An 18,131-nucleotide genomic window follows, 5' to 3' on the forward strand; every position below is an offset into this window, starting at 1 on the left:
CATTGTAAAGCACCACCATCATATTTTGTGTCAGACATGTATTTTCATCTTCATAGTACATTTCCATGCTGTCAGTCTTATCTCAACCGCTGCGACAAAGTCAAGTATTCTACTGTTGAACTATGAATGGTGATTTCATCTTTCTTTTTTTGGCATGGTGGCCTCCAATTCATTAATAATTCTAATCGCAGTGTGTTCGCATCTGAACTATTCCAACGCCTGATTTCCATATATTGATTAACTAAGTTAAGGAATGTTACCATTTCAAACCAATCCAATCTTTTGTTATATTTTCATGCTGGTTGAATTTATCTACTATAAGTCGCAAATTATCCTTACTTGCTTTAAAATTGCTATCAACTTCAACCTCAATTTCTTTAATTCTATTTGCTAAAATAAAATTATCAATTTTTTCTTTAATCCTAAAGCATTCATATGACCAACTTGCATTGTCATAGTATAAAACATATCTACCTTTAATTGACGAATCTATAAAAAATACATATCCAAACTCATACCCTAGAGAATTCTTCTTTTTCACCCTAATAAATGTGACAATATCTGTATCGAGCAATAATGTCTTAATAATATCCTCGTGTGAATTACTGCTATCATCTATTAGAAAAAATTCAAAATCATCATAATTTCTCAGCTTTATTTGACCATCATTTATTTCTCTAAATTTACTATCATAAACATGTAGAGTTTTATCTTCTGCTCCTTCTGTTTCCTTTTTATAATTTTCCCAATAGCTAGATGAATTTTCATTATCAGAACTGTTATACAACTCTTTTATATACTTTTCTTCGAATATATCATAGTCTACCATTAATTCATCTTCTTTCAGAATAATCCAATTTTCGGTATTGGCTGCATGAGACTTCAAAATATACAAAATCAATTCCTGTAACTGGATATTTTTAAAAACAGAAAATTCTTCAGAACAAATTTGTTTTAAATTATTTAGATCGATGCTATTACCAATAATTCCTCTTTTCAAAACCTTATTCAAGACTGACACAAGTATTTCTTTTACGAAATCATCCAGCTCATCACAACTATTTACAAACTCGACCAGTTTAATATAATATTTAGCTTTAAGCAAGAGAAATTTATCTCTATATCCAGCATCCAAATCCGCATATACATTTCTAAATATACCTTGGTTCAAATAATAATTTGTTTCAAGAGTGACACTTGAACAAATATCATTGTAAGAAATATCTTTAAACAAGCGAAAGGAAGCAGCCCTTAAAAAATATTTTTTATCAAAATAGGCTGCAATATTATCGCATGCATTTCCGCATATTATATGATAATACTGAGATATATTGATCAAAAAAATATTAGTTGATTTTCCAGATGTTAAAAATGATTTATACTTGTCAAAAATATTGTCCAAAAAGTCCACATTATGTTTATCAATTTCATCAAATATAAATACTAATTTCTTCCCACTTACTTCGTTTACTTTATCAATTAATAATCCAAATGCCGTCTTTCTTTCAAAATAGGCAGTTACTCTCTGTTGGAAAAATTCCTCTGTTTTATCTTTTTTTGAAACAAGAACTTCTTTCAATCTTGCCTGAATACTTGACTTAAAATTAATCAGCTTAAGTGGCATACAGAAATCAGCAACAAAATCAGCAATGCCCTCACTCTCTTCTTGAACACTTTCTAAGGCTGTTACTTTATAGACATTTGTTGCGCAAAAAGTTATTTCTCTTATTAATTTATTAACCTCTTTAGATAATTTGTCATCTAATGTTATTTTACTGCTATCCAATATTTTCTTTAGTTCGTTTATAATAAGTGTTAGCAAATCTGCTTCTTCATCAGCTATGGAACAGTCAATTTTTACAACTAAGTTTTTTTCCAAGTCTGCCGCTAGGTTTACCAAAGAACTTTTACCACACCCCCTAACTCCTCCCAATAGAATATTTTTGGTAAACTTCCCATTTAAATCTTTTCGTACACTTGAATAAATATGCCTCTGAGCATCATCAAACTCGTATAATATTCTATCTGACGGATTAATTTTTGGGTCTAATTCAGTATTTCCTTTACCTATGTAATTTTTCCTTTTTTGCATTTTATTCCTCTCGCTCTATAGAAAGAATCAACTTGTAAGTGCTTCGGTTTACTACATTAATACAATGCTTTTTCTTTCACTACCTCGATGCTGTTTTTACATATGCTACAAGTTCAACAAATAAATTCTTGTCATATGGTCTTATATTTCTTAAGTTAATATAATTCCATATGGAATATTATAGCATATATTGCCATATTATCTATTGATAATCCTAAATTTTTATAATACAACAACTTTTCATGATAAACATTATACAGTATATATTTAACGATTTAATATCATTTACTTTTCAATAGAAAAAGGACATGAGATTTTTTGAACTACTCTCATGTCCTCAATTTTATAAATTTTTCAAATTTATTTTTCCAATAATTTTAACTGTTTTTCTTTTGCAAAAGAACTATGGTTTCAACATGCACCGTTTGAGGGAACATGTCCACTGCACATACCTTATCCACCTTATATCCCTTTTCCTGCAACACTTCGAGATCCCTCACCAGTGAAGTTGGCTTACAGGATATATACACGATTCGATCAACTCCAAAATCGATAATCTTATCCAAAGCCTTTGGATGAATGCCGTCTCTTGGCGGATCAAGAACGATGATGTCCGGTTTATCTGTTAAGGAATCAATCACCTTAAGCACATCGCCTGCGATGAATTCACAGTTGGTTAATCCGTTCAGTGAAGCATTTTCTTTCGCAGCTTCGACCGCTTCTTCAACGATTTCAACACCGGTTACCTTCTTGGCAACAGGTGCCAAAAGCTGAGCGATTGTTCCGGTTCCGCTGTATAAGTCAAATATCGTACGTTCCTTTGTCTCACCAACATATTCCCTAGCTTTGGAATACAGTACTTCTGCCCCCAGAGAATTGGTTTGAAAAAAGGAAAAGGTTGAAATCTTAAAGCGCAGTCCAAGCAGTTCCTCATAAATATAATCTCTACCATAGAGCATCACCATACGATCACATTTTACAACATCAGCCTGGCTGTCATTATAGGTGTGAAGAATTCCTGCGATGCTTCCTGCTAACGGTAATTCACGTAACTTAATTGCTAAGGATTCAAAGATATCGACAGCATCCTCTTTGTGACCTTCATCCTGCAAATTTCGTCCATCCTCCTGTGTGGTTGTGATGATATTTACCAATATCTCACCCGTCTTTACTGCCTTTCTGACAAGGAGATGTCTGAGATAACCTTGATGGGTTACTTTATGAAAATAGTCAAATCCTTTTTCTGTGCAATAATCTAATACACAGTTAAGGATTAAATTGAAATCTTTATCCACAATTTGGCAATCACTTACAGTAATAATATCATGGAAACTGCCTTTTTTGTGTAAACCTAACGCTAGTGGGCCATCCTTTAACTCATCACCAAAGGAGAATTCCATCTTGTTGCGGTAGCAAAATTCCGTCGGGCTTCCCAATATGCCTTCAAAGGTATAATTCTCACAAACCTGATCAATCAAACGTTTTACCTGATTCATCTTCATATCCAACTGGCTATCATAGGACATTGTCTGATAAGTACATCCACCGCAGTCACCGAAGTTCTTGCAGGATTTGTCCCTATTTTCCAACGGTGATTTTTCCAGAACTTGCTGTAACTTACCCTCTGCTCTCCCAGCTCTTTTCTTATTGATAGCAAAGGATATCTTTTGTCCCGGCATACCGTTCTTAACGATAACCTTCTCGCCCTCAACCTGCAAAACCGCCTTATTCGGAAAATCCACTCTGCTTACTACACCTTCGTATATCTGTCCTTTTTTCATCTATGTTATTGATTTGTCATAATAGACAAACCGTTCCTCCTTTTAGTCAACTCCATTAATTATACCTCGTATCATTATAAAGAGAAATGCTTGGTTTGTCTACCTTCTTACATCATGCATTTAGAACAATTTTATCTATCTCTTTTTTAGCCTCCTGAACCTGTTGGTTGTTTTCCTTCTTAATCACTTCTAATTTTGATAAAACAATCTCGATTTTGTTCAACACTATTTGCACACTTTCCTGTGACTCATGGATTTTCGATTGCATACACCAATCTGCAACGAGTCCATCAAACACAAAATCAGCGAACTTTCCAAAGCCATCCGTATTGATGTTAATTTCTTCTGTTATATGAATATCAGCTAATTCTGTACGAAATGAAATTAATGCTGACTGTGCTTCTCCCACGGCTTCCTTCGCCTCATCGATACGGGAATGCTTTACCATATCAGTCATCAATCCGCCACCGATCATATCCAATGTACCCCAGCCTTCTGCACTCTCTAAACTCTCAGTTGCGCTTTTCAAATAATATAATGCTCGTCTGCCTGCATCAATCGCTTCATTAATCTCATTCCCTTGATTATTCAATATATTTAGCCGAGTATTCATATCAATAAGTTTCTTTGCTGTTAATGAATTCTCTGACAAAAGCAACTCTTTTTTGCTTTCTACCAGCTGGGTATAACGAGTACTGCAACCTTTAAACTTAACCAATTCTTCCTCCAGAGCAGAAATCTCATCCTCTATCAACTTCAAATCCGCTGTAGCTTGATCATATTTTAACCTTGCAGCCAATGCCTCTTGTCTCTCCTTAGATAAACGACCTTCTATATCTCCCAAAAACGAATGAAATATATGAGATAAGCTTTTCCCCTCCAGCTTATCTACATCCATGTCTTCCTTCTTTAAAATCTCAGTTAATTCCGAGACCTTGCTGCTAATCTCCATCCTTTGTTTCTTTAATTCAGTTAACTTACTCTCGATTTTTTGCATACTTAATACTTCTTGTTGTGCTTCTAGCAACTGTTGACTAATCAATTGATGCATTCTCTCTCCCTCTACTACTTGCATATCTAATGCTTAGTTTTATAATATTTTCTATATTTTACCATATGAAGTAAAATCAAGCATTAAATCTTCTATAAAAAGTGATTGGATTTTGATTAGAACTTGTATTTTTTGTTTTTTTAAGTTATAATTGTTACTGTTTGTTTATGTAATATTTAATAGGAACTATTATGGCGATTCATATTGTATAATTTTCCCTGTTAATAGGAAACAATTCTATCACGAAACAATATATTAGTCGATTCAATTACAAATCTTTATCTAGTTTTATCCAAAATGTAGAATCAATTGATAATATTGTTTGTAAATACGTCAAATGACACAAAATTCTCTTTACTTTACAACTCTACAGTGTTAAAATCTTGATATATATTATAAGTAATATCACGCTATGAAAGGAGTCCTACCGATGAGCAAGAATATAAAAACTACAGCCGTTGACCATCTATTTGATGCTATATTAAGTTTAAAAAATCCGGAGGAATGTTATACATTTTTTGAAGACATCTGTACTGTGAATGAATTATTATCATTATCACAACGATTTGAAGTAGCAAAAATGCTTCGTAATCATAACACTTATTTGGAAATCGCCGAGAGAACAGGTGCTTCAACAGCAACAATCAGTCGCGTGAATCGTTCCTTGAACTATGGTAATGATGGTTACGATATGGTATTTTCCAGAATGGCTGATTCGGAATCGGAAAACATTGAACAAGAATAATTGAATTTTTAATTAGATAACAAAGGGCTGTTGTATTATACCATTATATTTGAAATGGTATAATACAACAGCCCTTATTAATTTGAATAACTATTATATATTATCAATATATTCCTAATTTCTTTTTTACTTCGTCCTATTTTCCAGCTTCGGGTTTCGAAGGTTTTTTTACAGCCTTATTTGCAGTCTTTACTGTTTCTTTGTTTGCAGTCTTTGCTGTTTCCTTCTTCGACTCCGGCCTTGTTCCTCCCATTAAGCAGTCATCGATCATCTTCTCTATCATATGCTTTCTCATATATACATCAAAGCATAACATACTGATGAAGGAAAATGTCGTAAGGAAGTCCTGATCCTCCTTATTGGTTACCCCCGCAAAAGACTCCTGTGCCTTTGTCATCTTACGCACGATATCCTTTGTCAATGATTCCGTTTGCTCTTTCTCTAATCGGAATATCTCTTCATAAATCGTCTCAAGCTTTACACTTGAGCCTTCCTTATAATAGCGTTCCGTTAACGGATTAAAGATACTCTGTATATCACTGATGGATAAGATATTCTTAAAATAATAGATAAATATCAAAAGCAACATATGCTCCTTGGTATATTTCTTTTTGTTGGGCGGAGGCAACAGTTCATTCTTTGTGTAGTTATTTATCATAGTTTTTGTCAAAAGCTTATCTTCGCTGTATCTCTTGGAGGATTTCAGATGCTTGTCCATGAACGTAGTAACTTGATCCATGTACAGGTCAATATTCGGAATATCGTCCGGCATGATATATTTTACATTCTCTAAACTGCTAATTAAATCTTTGATATACTCTTCTTTCGTCGTTTCCACTCCCATCACCTCTGTTATATTATATAGTACTAGAAACTAGATGTCAAAGTAAAAATAATTAGTTAAAAGGTAAAACAGTCTAGATGACCGGTATTATTATCCCAATATATAGTGTATATTTCTGCTCTTAATCTCCCTCATGTTTCACAGATCTTTCAGTTTTTTACTTAACTTTTGGTTATTTTTCAAGGATTGATACTTCCCCCCTCCCATGCTATAATAAACATATGTTTGTGGTCAGTATGAAGATAATGGAAACTGACCCATCTATAACACAGGATAGGTAGGTATATATAATGAGTATTTATGATACGTTAAATCCCGAACAAAAACGGGCAGTATTTCATGATAAAGGTCCACTATTAATATTAGCAGGTGCAGGGTCAGGTAAAACCAGAGTATTGACCCACCGAATCGCATATCTGATCGAGGAACGAGGGGTAAATCCATATCATATCCTGGCGATTACCTTCACCAACAAGGCCGCGCGTGAGATGAGGGAACGTGTGGACAAGATTGTCGGCAACGGTTCAGAAAACATCTGGGTTAGCACCTTCCATTCTACTTGCGTCCGTATTTTAAGAAGATATGCGGATTTCATCGGTTATTCCAGAAGCTTCACTATATATGATTCGGACGACCAAAAGACCTTAATGCGTGAAATCTGTAAGTACTTGAAGATTGATACAAAGAAGACGAATGAGCGAAGCATCTTATCCGTTATCTCTAAAGCGAAAGACGAACTGGTTACACCGGAGGAGTTTTCCCGTATCTCTCAAAGCGATTTCCAACAAGCAAGGTACGCACAGGCTTACATCGAATATCAAAAGAGGCTTAAAGCCAGCAATGCGATGGATTTTGATGATCTGATTATGAAGACTGTAGAACTCTTTCAATCTACACCTGAAGCATTGACCTATTACCAAAACCGCTTCCGTTATATTATGGTGGACGAGTATCAGGATACCAATACTGTTCAGTTCCATCTAATTCGCTTACTTGCTTCCGGTTTGAATGATTATGGTGACCGTGAATATAATCTCTGCGTCGTTGGTGACGATGATCAGTCCATATACAAATTCCGAGGAGCTAATATCTATAATATATTAAACTTTGAGAACACATTTCAGAATACGAACGTAATTAAACTAGAACAAAATTACCGATCTACTAAGAATATTCTGAGTGTAGCGAACGAGGTAATCTGTAATAACCAGGGACGTAAGGAAAAGGCTCTTTGGACTGATAACGAAGACGGTGATCCTGTATTCTTCACTCAGTTTGATAATGATTTTGAAGAGGCTGATAATATTACCTCCGAGATTCGCAGAGCGGTAGAAAATGGAGACGCCTCCTATCATGACTTTGCTATTCTATACCGTACGAATGCACAGTCAAGGCAATTTGAAGAAAAGCTCGTAAGAAAAAATATCCCATATAAGATTATTGGTAGTACAAACTTCTATTCCCGTAGAGAGATCAAGGATATCTTGGCTTACCTAAAGACAATTGATAACGGTTTGGATAATATCGCTGTAAAGCGTATTATCAATGTACCAAGACGTGGTATTGGTCTTACAACCGTGGATCGAGTGAATGATTATGCCATCAATAATGAAATCAGCTTCTATGATGCTCTCACCCGTGCTCAACATATCCCAGGCCTTGAACGAACCGCATCAAAGCTTATGCCTTTTGTTAGCTTGATTGAAGGATTAAAGTCACGACTTGGGCAAGATGGTTATGCACTAAAAGATCTAATTGATGATATACTGGATGCTACCGGATATTTAAAGGAGTTAGAAGAGGAAGGTGCCGAAGAATCACAAGAAAGAATATCTAATATTAACGAACTTGTGAATAAGATGGTATCTTACGAAGAAGATAGCTTGGAGCCGCCTACCCTCAGCGGATTTTTAGAAGAAGTTGCACTGGTTTCTGATATCGATAATCTGGATGAAGACGCAGATAAAATTGTACTTATGACCCTTCATAGTGCGAAGGGCTTGGAATTCCCGTATGTATACTTATGTGGTATGGAGGAAGGGGTTTTTCCTGGATATATGTCCATCTTCTCCGATAATCCGCAAGAAGAGATTGAAGAAGAACGAAGACTCTGTTATGTAGGTTTTACCCGTGCGATGAAAAAATTAGCACTTACTGCTGCTAAACAGCGCATGCTTCGTGGCGAAACTCAATTTAATCGACCTTCCCGTTTTATCAATGAGATCCCTCGCTACTTACTTAAGATGGAATTGCCAGGGCCAAAGAAATCCTCCTATTCCTTCAAAGATACCTCCACAACGTCTTCAAGTACACCCTCTTTCGGTAAGAACTTTGCAGATTCCGATCTGTTTGACAAACCGACGGCGGGAAACTATAAGCAGCCACAAAGGGATCATAAGCCATTTATATCTCCAACAACAAAGCAGTTTGAAGGAAATAAGATGGTAACCTTGGATTATGGTGTTGGCGATACCGTAAAGCATATTAAGTTCGGTGTTGGACTGGTTATCGATTTAACAAAAGGCGGTAAGGATTATGAAGTTACCGTTGATTTCCCGAAGTTTGGTACCAAAAAGCTATTATCTACTTTTGCAAATCTAAAAAAAATTGATTAATTTGTATTATTGCATAATTCTCTCAATAATGCTTATTATAATATTATATTGTTATCAATTGTGATATTATTATCACTATATATTGATAAATAGCACTAATACGAATGAAACTTCATCTATTATGCGATACTGATATAGTATGGAGTTTTGTCAAAATAAACGAGAAGGGACGTGTTATCATGAGTAATAAATTTGAAGAATTCTTAAGCGCTATGAAATTAGGTGAACTGATGCACAGAAAAGATCCTTGTGAGAAGAAAAGACATATTATTATGTGTGTTCTCGCTGTCATTGGAGCTGTAGCCGCAGTAGCTGCAATCGCGTATGCGGTATACAGATACATGAATCCGGATTATCTGGAAGACTTCGACGACGATTTTGATGATTACGAAGATGATACAGACGATACTGCAGGGGATGACGATTCCGGTTCAGAAGCATAGCAGGAATATATGAAGCTGTCACATCAACGGTTTTTTAACCGTTGATGTGACAGCTTCTTTTTCACTCTCATAAAACACATAGCTAGTCGTTGGATAATAAAACACTCCTGCTTCTTCGTTACCTTCAACGATAAATCCCACAACCTATATCGGGCGCCCTACATATACTTATTATTTATCATTCACAACATTAACCTAAATCGTGTGTGCTTTATTCATCCATAAAGAGATCGTTTGACGCCGTCGGTTCTTAGGTTGAGACAGAGGTTTTTTCTGGCTCAACCTTAGTACCGTTACGTGCGTCAACGAGCGAAAGCGTATCTCTGGTGGATAATAAATCACACACGATTCTTCGATACCTACAACGATAAATCCCACAACCTATATCGGGCGCCCTACATATACTTTATTGTTTATCACTTAGCCGCCTTGTTCGCGAAATCGGTGTTCACAATTGCGTTATAAGGAGCTTTCTCCTTGATCACGCCACCATCACTCAGAATATCCTGTAATAAATTGAAGCTGCCTTCTTCGAATACGAGATTGTCTTTCCAGGTCTCTTGATTATAATATCTTGTTACAATTTTAACCAATGTGTCATACTTCGTCTCCGAAAACTGTGGTTGAATAATCTTTGCAATCTCTTCCGGTGTGTGTGACTGTACATAATTAAGTCCCTTCTGAATCGCATTGGTAAAATCCTGAATTACTTCCGGATTCTTCTGAATATAGCTCTTCTTTGCAGAGAATGCGGTGTATGGCACCTTTCCGCTTTCTACACCAAGAGATGCAACAACATTGCCGTCACCCTGTAACTCCAAGCTGGTTGCTGCAGGTTCAAATTCCACGGTATAATCGCCCTGGCCTGAGGAAAAAGCCTGCGCCGTTGATCCAAAATCTATATTTTGAATAATCTTAAGATCTGATTTTGGATTAATTCCATTCTTCTTTAAGATATACTCAAATATCATCTCCGGCATACCACCTGCCCTACCTCCGATAACTGTCTTTCCTTTTATATTCCCCCAGGAGAAGTTCTCGTCTTTATTTCTGGATACCAGGAAATTTCCAGCCCTCTGTGTCAATTGAGCAAAGCTTACCACATAATCCTTTTGCCCTTCATTATAGACATAGACAGTAGCTTCCGGACCCATGAATCCGATATCACAGTTACCACTGAGTACCGCTGTCATAGTTTTATCCGCACCGAGTCCGTTAACCAACTTCACTTTTAGTCCCTCGTCCTTAAAATATCCCTTCTCTATAGCCACGTACATTGGAGCGTAAAAAATAGAATGTGCTACTTCATTCAATGTAATCTCTTTTAATCCACTACTTTTCCCGCAACCGGTAAATAATGTTGAAAGTAAACCAAGAATAATCAGTACGCTTATCAATTTTCTCTTCATAAAAACCTCCCAGTAGCCATCCGGCAGTACAGATAGTGATAGGATTAATCACTACTATGATGTTACATATTTATACATAGCATAGGAACTTTATGAAACAAATTAACAAAAGTCAATTCTCACTGCCCCTTCTCTGTTCCACCTTCTGAGTTTTAATTCTCTACAATATATTCAAGGACAATTCCTTACGTGTCAAATAAAGCCATTGTGTATACTGGTTTTCCATTAAGAGAATCATTAAAATATTCCTCTTCTTTATCTGAAATATTTAAGATCACCATACATGATCTCATATACAAAAAAGACACGGATAAGATTACTGATTTCCACGTCATACAACTGGTACGTATTTGAAATCACAATAATTTATCCATGTCTAATAATTTATTATTCTATTTTCACTGATGGTAACAATCTATTATTAATCTTATTCGTAGGTAGTACCATAATTCGATATAATATCATAGTCTGATTATATCAAACATCCTTGTTATCATTTGTTTTTCATAGCCAGGTTATAAACGCATTATTATTAATTCGTTATATCCAAGTTTCAAGCATCTTCTGCTTATTAATTCTTCTTAGCCAGCGTAATTTTTATTACCTTTTCTTTATACACTCCGCTTGACTTTTGTTGGATTTTTAAACTGATGGTCTGACCAGCCTTCTTATATCCCAGTATATTTGCCAAATCATCAATCGTCTTTACTTTTACCTCGTCTATACCGGTAATAATATCACCCTGTTGTAATCCTGCTTTTGCAGCCGGGGAATCCTTAAGAACATCATTTACATAAACACCGATTGGCATATTAAAACGATCTGAATCCTCTTCTGTTATATTTTGAGCAGTTTTTGCTTTAATTCCTAGAAACCCCTGCTCATCCGCTGATACCGCTTGACGGTTAATTAATTCGTTCATCATGGGAACAGCTGAAGAAATTGGAATTGCATAACCCATTCCTTCCACTTCCTGGGAAGCATATTTTACGGAGTTAATACCGATTACTTCTCCCTTTGTATTGAGAAGTGCTCCACCGCTGTTGCCTGGGTTTATTGCTGCATCAGTTTGAAGTAATGTCATGGAGTTATTATCAATTGTTACTTTTCTATTTACCGCACTGATGTAACCAACGGTTACGGATTGGCCATAGCCTAATGCATTGCCGATTGCAATTGCCATATCACCGGCCTTAACCTGATCTGACTTACCAAGTACTGCAACCTTAATCGTTTTTAAAGTTTCAGAAGTTAATTCATTTGTATTAACTGATAGGATTGCTAAGTCCGCATTTGCATCTGCTCCTTTGATTGCGGCTGAAGCTTTTTTCCCATTTGAGAATACTATCTGCACAGTGGAAGCCCCATTTACAACATGATTATTTGTTACAATCAAAAGTTTGGAACCATTCTGTCCAATAATAATACCGGAGCCACTGCCTTGGACCGGTTGGGTAATTTCTCTGCCAAAAAAGTCTACGCCGGTTTGAGTGGAAGAAGCATTTATCGCAACGATAGAAGGCATTACATTCTCAACTACACCAGATACATCAGTAACTACCGCCCCATTCGCGGAGGTATTGGAAGGAACTATCGTATCCTTATCCCCTGTTGTTTCTTTTACTTCTGCAATTTTATTCGAACCGAAATTCAATCCATGACCGGTAGCATCCATCACAAAAAAGTATCCCTGGAAAACTGCTCCGGCTACAAGACCAAATGCCATCGCTGCTGCAATAAATCGAAATGATTGAAAAAGCTTGCCTCTTTTTCTTGGCTTCTTTGGTTTCAAATTGTTTTCTTCTACTGTGTTATGCATTTGGTCAATTTCTTGTCCCTGATAATGCTCTATATATGGATCATGGCTATTGAAAACCGTGTATTCATTGTTACCAGCAAAATCATCAGGGCGGTTGTTGTTTGATTCGTTATTCATGTAAAAACTCTCCTTTCAAATGCTCAAGATTTATTATTAAAATAATTATTATCTCGTTTTGATAAGAACAGTTTAACAACAAATTATGTTCACTTTGTGTTTAGAATTTGAAAATTTTTTGAAGAAATATTATGTTCTTTATCTAACCGGGATATAACAACCCAAAATTTTCAACTCTGTAGTCTCTTCCTTGATGCAATAAATAGCATTTTTAATGGAAGGGGAATCAAGATTTCCCTCAACATCTATGAAAAAACGGTAAGCAAATGCTTTCCCTTGGATCGGTCTTGATTCTATCTTTGTCATGTTCACATTATTATAAATAAAATGCGAAAGTATATGATATAAGGAACCGCTCTTATCCGGATGTAATAGTTCAAGGCATATGCTGGTCTGTTCCGCTTCCTTTAAAAACATTTTCTTTTTTGATATTATAATAAATCTTGTGGAGTTACTATCTTCGTTATTAATATTCGTACAAAGTGCGCTTAATCCGAGACTTTCTCCTGCTCTTTTACTTGCGATTGCTGCCTGGGTGATATCTTGATCCTCAAGAACAAGCCGTGCACAGCCTGATGTACTGCCCCATTCTATCTTCTTCATCTCCGGATATTCTTTTAAGAATTCCGAGCATTGGAGGAGTGGTTGCGGATGTGAATACACTTTTTTGATGTCAGAAAGTTTTGAGCCAGCCAAACCCCATAAATAATGTTCAATTTTTACTACATGCTCTCCAATGATAAAATTATCATATTCTGCCAGAAGATCAAAGATATCCGTAATTGATCCGGTTGAAGAATTTTCAATCGGTAACACTCCAAAATCCACTTCTTCATCCTTCACACTTTGCATAACCTCCTTGAAGGTTTTCATTGATATTCCATCTACTTCACTACCGAAGTATTCTAACATGGCTTGCTCCGTGTAGGATCCAATCTCACCAAAGAATGCTACCTTACTCTCATCTGTTGCCGTGAAAGAGCTCGTCTCCTTCGCTCCCAAGCTCTCCATATTATCTAACAATGTATACTGTAATCTACGGCTTAACGACATAATTTGCTTAAATAGATCCTCAATTGCTCTCTTATTAAATTCATTGTCCGTCAAAGAGGTGAGGGAAGCTATCTTCTCTTCTTCTCTGGTTGCATCAAAGATAGGTTTACCAACGCTTCGTTTATAATCAGCGATATCCATCGCTAGCTTCATACGCGTTTCAAATAATTCTACGATCTTTTTGTCTACCTCATCAATTTTCTTTCTGCTTTCAAGTAAATCAATAACCATTGTAAATACCATGCCTTTCATCATCGCACGCAAACCCATATTTAATTCCAGAATGCGTATCGAACATTCTTTTTGAAACTTATCGTCTTAAGAACAAATCATTTGACTTATTATACTATCATAAACGAGACGATGCAACAAAGAGTATGTAATATATAGGCATTTTTCACCGCTATCTTACTGGTTGCATATTTATTTCGGTCGATATATAATTAAAAATAAGATTTTATATCATAATGCATCTAGGATTGACGATGCTAAATAATGATAAGTACTTTTAATGCTATAATCAATCTTCGTAGTTTTTAGGATTATATATAAAATCAAGGAGAAATGTGTCACAATACAAGGAGGTAGCAATGCTTAAATCATTAAAACGAGTACTAATTGTACTCTTCCTGCTCACAGTTGTGTTTATTTTGGGAGCATATTTTTTTACAAGATATCATACCTATTTTAATAAAGATACCCACATCGGTAATACCTCTGGTAATATTTATAATGGAGGATTGTTTAGTCAAGTGGGCGATAATATATATTTTAGCAATGATTATGACCGCGGAGCGCTATACAGTATGAACGATGTTTGCGAAAATATTAAGAAAATCACGGATGATCCTGCTGTTTATATTAATGCTGATAAGCACTATGTTTATTATATCAAAGCGGACAGTAATATTGAGAACAGTAACAACGCACCCATCCGTTATAATAATGGTGGCGTTTACCGAATTGATAACAACGGTAATGGATTAATCAGTTATACAGCAAACCCAAGCTCTTATCTCATGCTAAAAGGTAATTTTTTGTATTATCAGCAGTATAATGTTGATCAAGGAACTACAATGGCACGTGCAAAACTTAATCAAAAGGATGAACGAGTATTAACGCATACTCCGGCTATCCCTTTCGCAGTAATTAATAATATGTTATATTATTATGATGCTGCAAAGAATAATCAAATTGTGGGAATCGATTTATCCAGCTATACCACACACCTAAAATTTAAAGGAACTTATAAATATCCTATATACTTCGGTAAATATATCTATTATATCAACCCATCACAAAACAATCGTATTTACCGCATGAAAAAAGATGGAACAGCACCCGAATTAGTCATTAACGAGTCCTGCTCCACCTATAATATCACCAAATCCGGACAATATCTGTATTATCAGGGTAAGGCTAATAATGGCAATAAAATCAGTCGTATCAACTTAGAAACCATGAAAAAGGAAGTTGTAGTGAAAGGCGATTATAAAAATATATTTATCACCTCAAACTATGTATTCCTAAACAATTCAAAACATACAAAAATCTATAAACTATTAGCAGATGGCGGCAATGATATCTCCGAATTGATTCCGACCAAATAATTAGTCGTTATCCTGCTGATTAACATAGGAACGGATCGCTCCCAGATAGGATAAAGAGCCATAGGATAAAATGACGTCCTTATCTGACGATCGTTCCAATGCAATATCAACTGCTTTTTCAGCAGTGCCTGCATCAATCACTTCCCCATCGGTATAATTCTTAGCCTCTTTCGCCAACTGCGAGGAGGCTAATGCTCTGTCATTATTCGGTGACAAGGTTATAATGATATCTGCTAAATCCGCGGTTAACTCTAGTATCTTCTTATAATCCTTATCTGCCAGAACTCCTATGATAAATATTTTTCGCTGATTAGAAAAATATCTTTTAATGGAAGCTCGTAACGCAAGAGCTGCCTCTTCGTTATGTGCACCATCCAGTATAAAATAAGGTGATTTCTTAATCACTTCAAATCTTCCACTCCATACGGTATATAGTAAACCACCCTGAATAGAGCTTTCCTCAATAGTATATCCAATATGTGAAAGCTGCTTCACTGTATCAATTGCCAAGATTGCATTCTTAATCTGATATTCTCCGAGCAAACTTATCTCATATCTCATGCCGTGGTAGGTAAAAGTTGTTTTTTCAGGAAGGTAATGAATATCACCCACCTCACCTGGATCAGATAGTATCATTACATTATTCCATCCCTTACATACATCACGGATCACATTGATAATCTCAGGGTTATCATTGCAGGTAATTACCCTCGCACCCTTTTTTATGATTCCCGCCTTTTCATATACGATTTGGCCTAAGGTATCACCAAGATACTGCATATGATCCATACTAATCGAAGTTATCACATTTAGTAATGGGGCGCGAAATATATTCGTTGCGTCCAGTCTTCCACCTAGACCCACTTCTATCACCGCAAAATCTACGTTCTGCCAAGTCAAATAAAGCAAAGCCATCGCAGTCTCTATCTCGAAAGAAGTCGGGTGAGGCAGTCCCTCATGAACCATCTTTTCACAAATCGGTTGAATAAATTCAATTGCCGTTGTAACTCCCTGTTCTGTCAATAATTCACTATCCCACCTTCTCTGATCCAGTGGACGATTAATCTGAACCATCTCTAGATAATTGAACACCGCAGGGGAATGATAACGTCCAACATGATAGCCCTGAGCAGCCAATATTCCTGCGATAAATGCGGAGGTGGATCCTTTTCCGTTTGTTCCTGCAACGTGTATCACCTTTAGCTTATCCTGAGGATTACCTAACCTCTTTAATAACTCTGTTATCGTATCTAATCCCAGTTTGCTACCGTATTGATTTGAATTGTTGATAAACTCTCTCGCTTCATTATAAGTCATAAAATCACTCCGATTTCATTATTTCTCATTCACAACTTGGAAGATAAAAAACTTAAGATAATAGGATTCATCTGCCGCCCATAGAATTGGGTGATCCGGAGCCTGTGTTCTGTACTCCACCTGGCGAATTCTTTTCTTTACATTTTTTGCAGCCTGTCCGATTGTTTCGGCAAAAAGTTCCGGCGTCATAAAGTGGGAGCAGGAACAGGTAGCAAGATATCCTCCATCCTTCACCAGCTTCATCCCCCTAAGATTAATCTCACGATATCCTTTGATTGCATTCTTTACTGAATTCTTGGACTTTGTAAATGCAGGAGGATCAAGGATAACCACATCAAACAGCTCTCCCTTTTTTTCGTACTCCGGTAACAAATCAAACACATCTGCAGCGACAAATTTTACGGTTGATGATAAATTATTGAGTGCAGCATTCTCAGTGGCCTGCTTGACACCAAGCTCTGAAGCATCTACTCCGATTACTTCCTTTGCTCCACCTAGACCGGCATTTAATGCGAAGGAACCGGTATGGGTAAAGCAATCAAGCACTCTAGCATCTTTACAAAGCTTACCGATTGCTGCTCTGTTATATTTTTGATCGAGGAAGAAGCCCGTCTTTTGTCCCTCTGCAACATCCACATAATATTTTACGTCATTCTCTACAATAAGAACTTTAGTGTCAAAAGGTTCCCCGATAAAGCCTTTGATTCGTTCCATTCCCTCATTCGTTCGAACTTTAGCATCACTTCGTTCATAAACACCACGGATTATAATTCCATCCTGTATTAATTCAGATTTAAGGATATCTATGATCTCCTGTTTCATTCGATCAATTCCCAGTGCAAGTGATTGCACGACCAAAACGTCGGAGAATTTATCCACTACCAAACCAGGTAGAAAATCAGCTTCACCAAATATAATACGGCAGCTGTCCGTATCGACGGTTTTCTTACGATAATCCCATGCTGCTTTTACCCTCTTCTCAAGAAATTCATGGTCGATTTCCTGTCCTTTCACTCTAGACATTACCCTTACTGTTATCTTAGAATTCGTGTTAATAAATCCGCATCCCAGATAGTAATCATCAAAATCATGTACATAGACCAAATCACCGTTCTCAAACTCTCCGTTAATCTGATCGATTTCATTATCAAAAATCCATAGACCGCCACCCTTAAGCGATCTTGCCTGTCCTTTTTTTATCTTTACAATTGCCTTATTATTCATAGTTGCCTCCA

14 protein-coding genes are annotated in these 18,131 nt (G+C 36.2%); 4 read left to right on the top strand and 10 right to left on the bottom strand.

The annotated features are described in order from the left end of the window. Positions 1 to 256: 256 nt before the first annotated feature. The 3 genes from AC6IWN_RS10060 to AC6IWN_RS10070 form a co-directional block, all read right to left on the bottom strand. Positions 257 to 2,092: a DUF815 domain-containing protein gene (locus AC6IWN_RS10060; protein WP_497987279.1), complete on the bottom strand. Its 1,836-nt coding sequence runs from the start codon at positions 2,090 to 2,092 to the stop codon at positions 257 to 259. Positions 2,093 to 2,469: 377 nt separating this feature from the next. Next, positions 2,470 to 3,873, bottom strand: a complete 1,404-nt coding sequence (rlmD, locus tag AC6IWN_RS10065; protein ID WP_497987280.1) for a 23S rRNA (uracil(1939)-C(5))-methyltransferase RlmD — start codon at positions 3,871 to 3,873, stop codon at positions 2,470 to 2,472. Between the two features lie 112 nt (positions 3,874 to 3,985). Beyond that, the gene (locus AC6IWN_RS10070; RefSeq protein ID WP_497987281.1) at positions 3,986 to 4,924 is read right to left on the bottom strand and encodes a hypothetical protein; all 939 of its coding nucleotides are present in this window, start codon (positions 4,922 to 4,924) and stop codon (positions 3,986 to 3,988) included. Positions 4,925 to 5,354: 430 nt separating this feature from the next. Here AC6IWN_RS10070 and AC6IWN_RS10075 point away from each other — a divergent pair, with 430 nt between their 5' ends. Then, positions 5,355 to 5,669, top strand: coding sequence for a YerC/YecD family TrpR-related protein (locus tag AC6IWN_RS10075; RefSeq protein ID WP_497987282.1), 315 nt, complete (start codon positions 5,355 to 5,357; stop codon positions 5,667 to 5,669). A gap of 136 nt (positions 5,670 to 5,805) precedes the next feature. Here AC6IWN_RS10075 and AC6IWN_RS10080 read toward each other — a convergent pair whose 3' ends face one another. Beyond that, positions 5,806 to 6,513, bottom strand: coding sequence for a DUF1836 domain-containing protein (locus tag AC6IWN_RS10080; RefSeq protein ID WP_497987283.1), 708 nt, complete (start codon positions 6,511 to 6,513; stop codon positions 5,806 to 5,808). 290 nt (positions 6,514 to 6,803) lie between these two features. On the opposite strand from AC6IWN_RS10080, the gene pcrA reads away from it, so the two are divergent. Both pcrA and AC6IWN_RS10090 read left to right on the top strand, forming a co-directional pair. Continuing rightward, positions 6,804 to 9,128 (top strand): DNA helicase PcrA, encoded by a 2,325-nt coding sequence (gene pcrA / locus AC6IWN_RS10085; protein ID WP_497987284.1) that lies wholly within the window; start codon positions 6,804 to 6,806, stop codon positions 9,126 to 9,128. A 179-nt stretch (positions 9,129 to 9,307) separates the two neighbouring features. Further along, positions 9,308 to 9,571 carry a DUF4366 domain-containing protein gene (locus AC6IWN_RS10090; RefSeq protein ID WP_497987285.1) on the top strand — a complete coding sequence of 88 codons (264 nt, stop codon included), beginning with the start codon at positions 9,308 to 9,310 and terminating at the stop codon, positions 9,569 to 9,571. Between the two features lie 18 nt (positions 9,572 to 9,589). Here the strand turns inward: AC6IWN_RS10090 and AC6IWN_RS10095 are convergent, their stop codons facing one another. From AC6IWN_RS10095 to AC6IWN_RS10110, 4 genes are all read right to left on the bottom strand, one after another. Continuing rightward, on the bottom strand, positions 9,590 to 9,712 hold the full coding sequence (locus AC6IWN_RS10095; RefSeq protein WP_497987286.1) for a hypothetical protein: 123 nt from the start codon (positions 9,710 to 9,712) through the stop codon (positions 9,590 to 9,592). Positions 9,713 to 9,987: 275 nt separating this feature from the next. Then, entirely contained in the window at positions 9,988 to 10,980 is a 993-nt protein-coding gene (locus AC6IWN_RS10100; RefSeq protein WP_497987287.1) for an ABC transporter substrate-binding protein, read from the bottom strand. A gap of 571 nt (positions 10,981 to 11,551) precedes the next feature. Then, on the bottom strand, positions 11,552 to 12,916 hold the full coding sequence (locus AC6IWN_RS10105) for a S1C family serine protease (RefSeq protein WP_497987288.1): 1,365 nt from the start codon (positions 12,914 to 12,916) through the stop codon (positions 11,552 to 11,554). Positions 12,917 to 13,054: 138 nt separating this feature from the next. Then, positions 13,055 to 14,239 carry a chorismate mutase gene (locus AC6IWN_RS10110; RefSeq protein WP_497987289.1) on the bottom strand — a complete coding sequence of 395 codons (1,185 nt, stop codon included), beginning with the start codon at positions 14,237 to 14,239 and terminating at the stop codon, positions 13,055 to 13,057. Between the two features lie 320 nt (positions 14,240 to 14,559). On the opposite strand from AC6IWN_RS10110, the gene AC6IWN_RS10115 reads away from it, so the two are divergent. Next, positions 14,560 to 15,579 carry a DUF5050 domain-containing protein gene (locus AC6IWN_RS10115; RefSeq protein WP_497987290.1) on the top strand — a complete coding sequence of 340 codons (1,020 nt, stop codon included), beginning with the start codon at positions 14,560 to 14,562 and terminating at the stop codon, positions 15,577 to 15,579. On the opposite strand, the gene AC6IWN_RS10120 is transcribed toward AC6IWN_RS10115, so the two are convergent. Next, a complete protein-coding gene (locus AC6IWN_RS10120) occupies positions 15,580 to 16,896 on the bottom strand; it encodes a bifunctional folylpolyglutamate synthase/dihydrofolate synthase (protein ID WP_497987291.1) in 1,317 nt (438 codons plus the stop codon). An 18-nt stretch (positions 16,897 to 16,914) separates the two neighbouring features. Then, positions 16,915 to 18,120: a class I SAM-dependent rRNA methyltransferase gene (locus AC6IWN_RS10125; protein ID WP_497987292.1), complete on the bottom strand. Its 1,206-nt coding sequence runs from the start codon at positions 18,118 to 18,120 to the stop codon at positions 16,915 to 16,917. Between the last annotated feature and the right edge of the window lie 11 nt (positions 18,121 to 18,131).

Source organism: Variimorphobacter sp. HTMS_6, assembly GCF_059717775.1.

Bases quoted from the DNA above. Each gene is read 5' to 3' on its own strand.
- AC6IWN_RS10060 (WP_497987279.1), bottom strand. From the start codon at position 2,092: ATGCAAAAAAGGAAAAATTACATAGGTAAAGGAAATACTGAATTAGAC.
- rlmD (WP_497987280.1), bottom strand. From the start codon at position 3,873: ATGAAAAAAGGACAGATATACGAAGGTGTAGTAAGCAGAGTGGATTTT.
- AC6IWN_RS10070 (WP_497987281.1), bottom strand. From the start codon at position 4,924: ATGCATCAATTGATTAGTCAACAGTTGCTAGAAGCACAACAAGAAGTA.
- AC6IWN_RS10075 (WP_497987282.1), top strand. From the start codon at position 5,355: ATGAGCAAGAATATAAAAACTACAGCCGTTGACCATCTATTTGATGCT.
- AC6IWN_RS10080 (WP_497987283.1), bottom strand. From the start codon at position 6,513: ATGGGAGTGGAAACGACGAAAGAAGAGTATATCAAAGATTTAATTAGC.
- pcrA (WP_497987284.1), top strand. From the start codon at position 6,804: ATGAGTATTTATGATACGTTAAATCCCGAACAAAAACGGGCAGTATTT.
- AC6IWN_RS10090 (WP_497987285.1), top strand. From the start codon at position 9,308: ATGAGTAATAAATTTGAAGAATTCTTAAGCGCTATGAAATTAGGTGAA.
- AC6IWN_RS10100 (WP_497987287.1), bottom strand. From the start codon at position 10,980: ATGAAGAGAAAATTGATAAGCGTACTGATTATTCTTGGTTTACTTTCA.
- AC6IWN_RS10105 (WP_497987288.1), bottom strand. From the start codon at position 12,916: ATGAATAACGAATCAAACAACAACCGCCCTGATGATTTTGCTGGTAAC.
- AC6IWN_RS10110 (WP_497987289.1), bottom strand. From the start codon at position 14,239: ATGGGTTTGCGTGCGATGATGAAAGGCATGGTATTTACAATGGTTATT.
- AC6IWN_RS10115 (WP_497987290.1), top strand. From the start codon at position 14,560: ATGCTTAAATCATTAAAACGAGTACTAATTGTACTCTTCCTGCTCACA.
- AC6IWN_RS10120 (WP_497987291.1), bottom strand. From the start codon at position 16,896: ATGACTTATAATGAAGCGAGAGAGTTTATCAACAATTCAAATCAATAC.
- AC6IWN_RS10125 (WP_497987292.1), bottom strand. From the start codon at position 18,120: ATGAATAATAAGGCAATTGTAAAGATAAAAAAAGGACAGGCAAGATCG.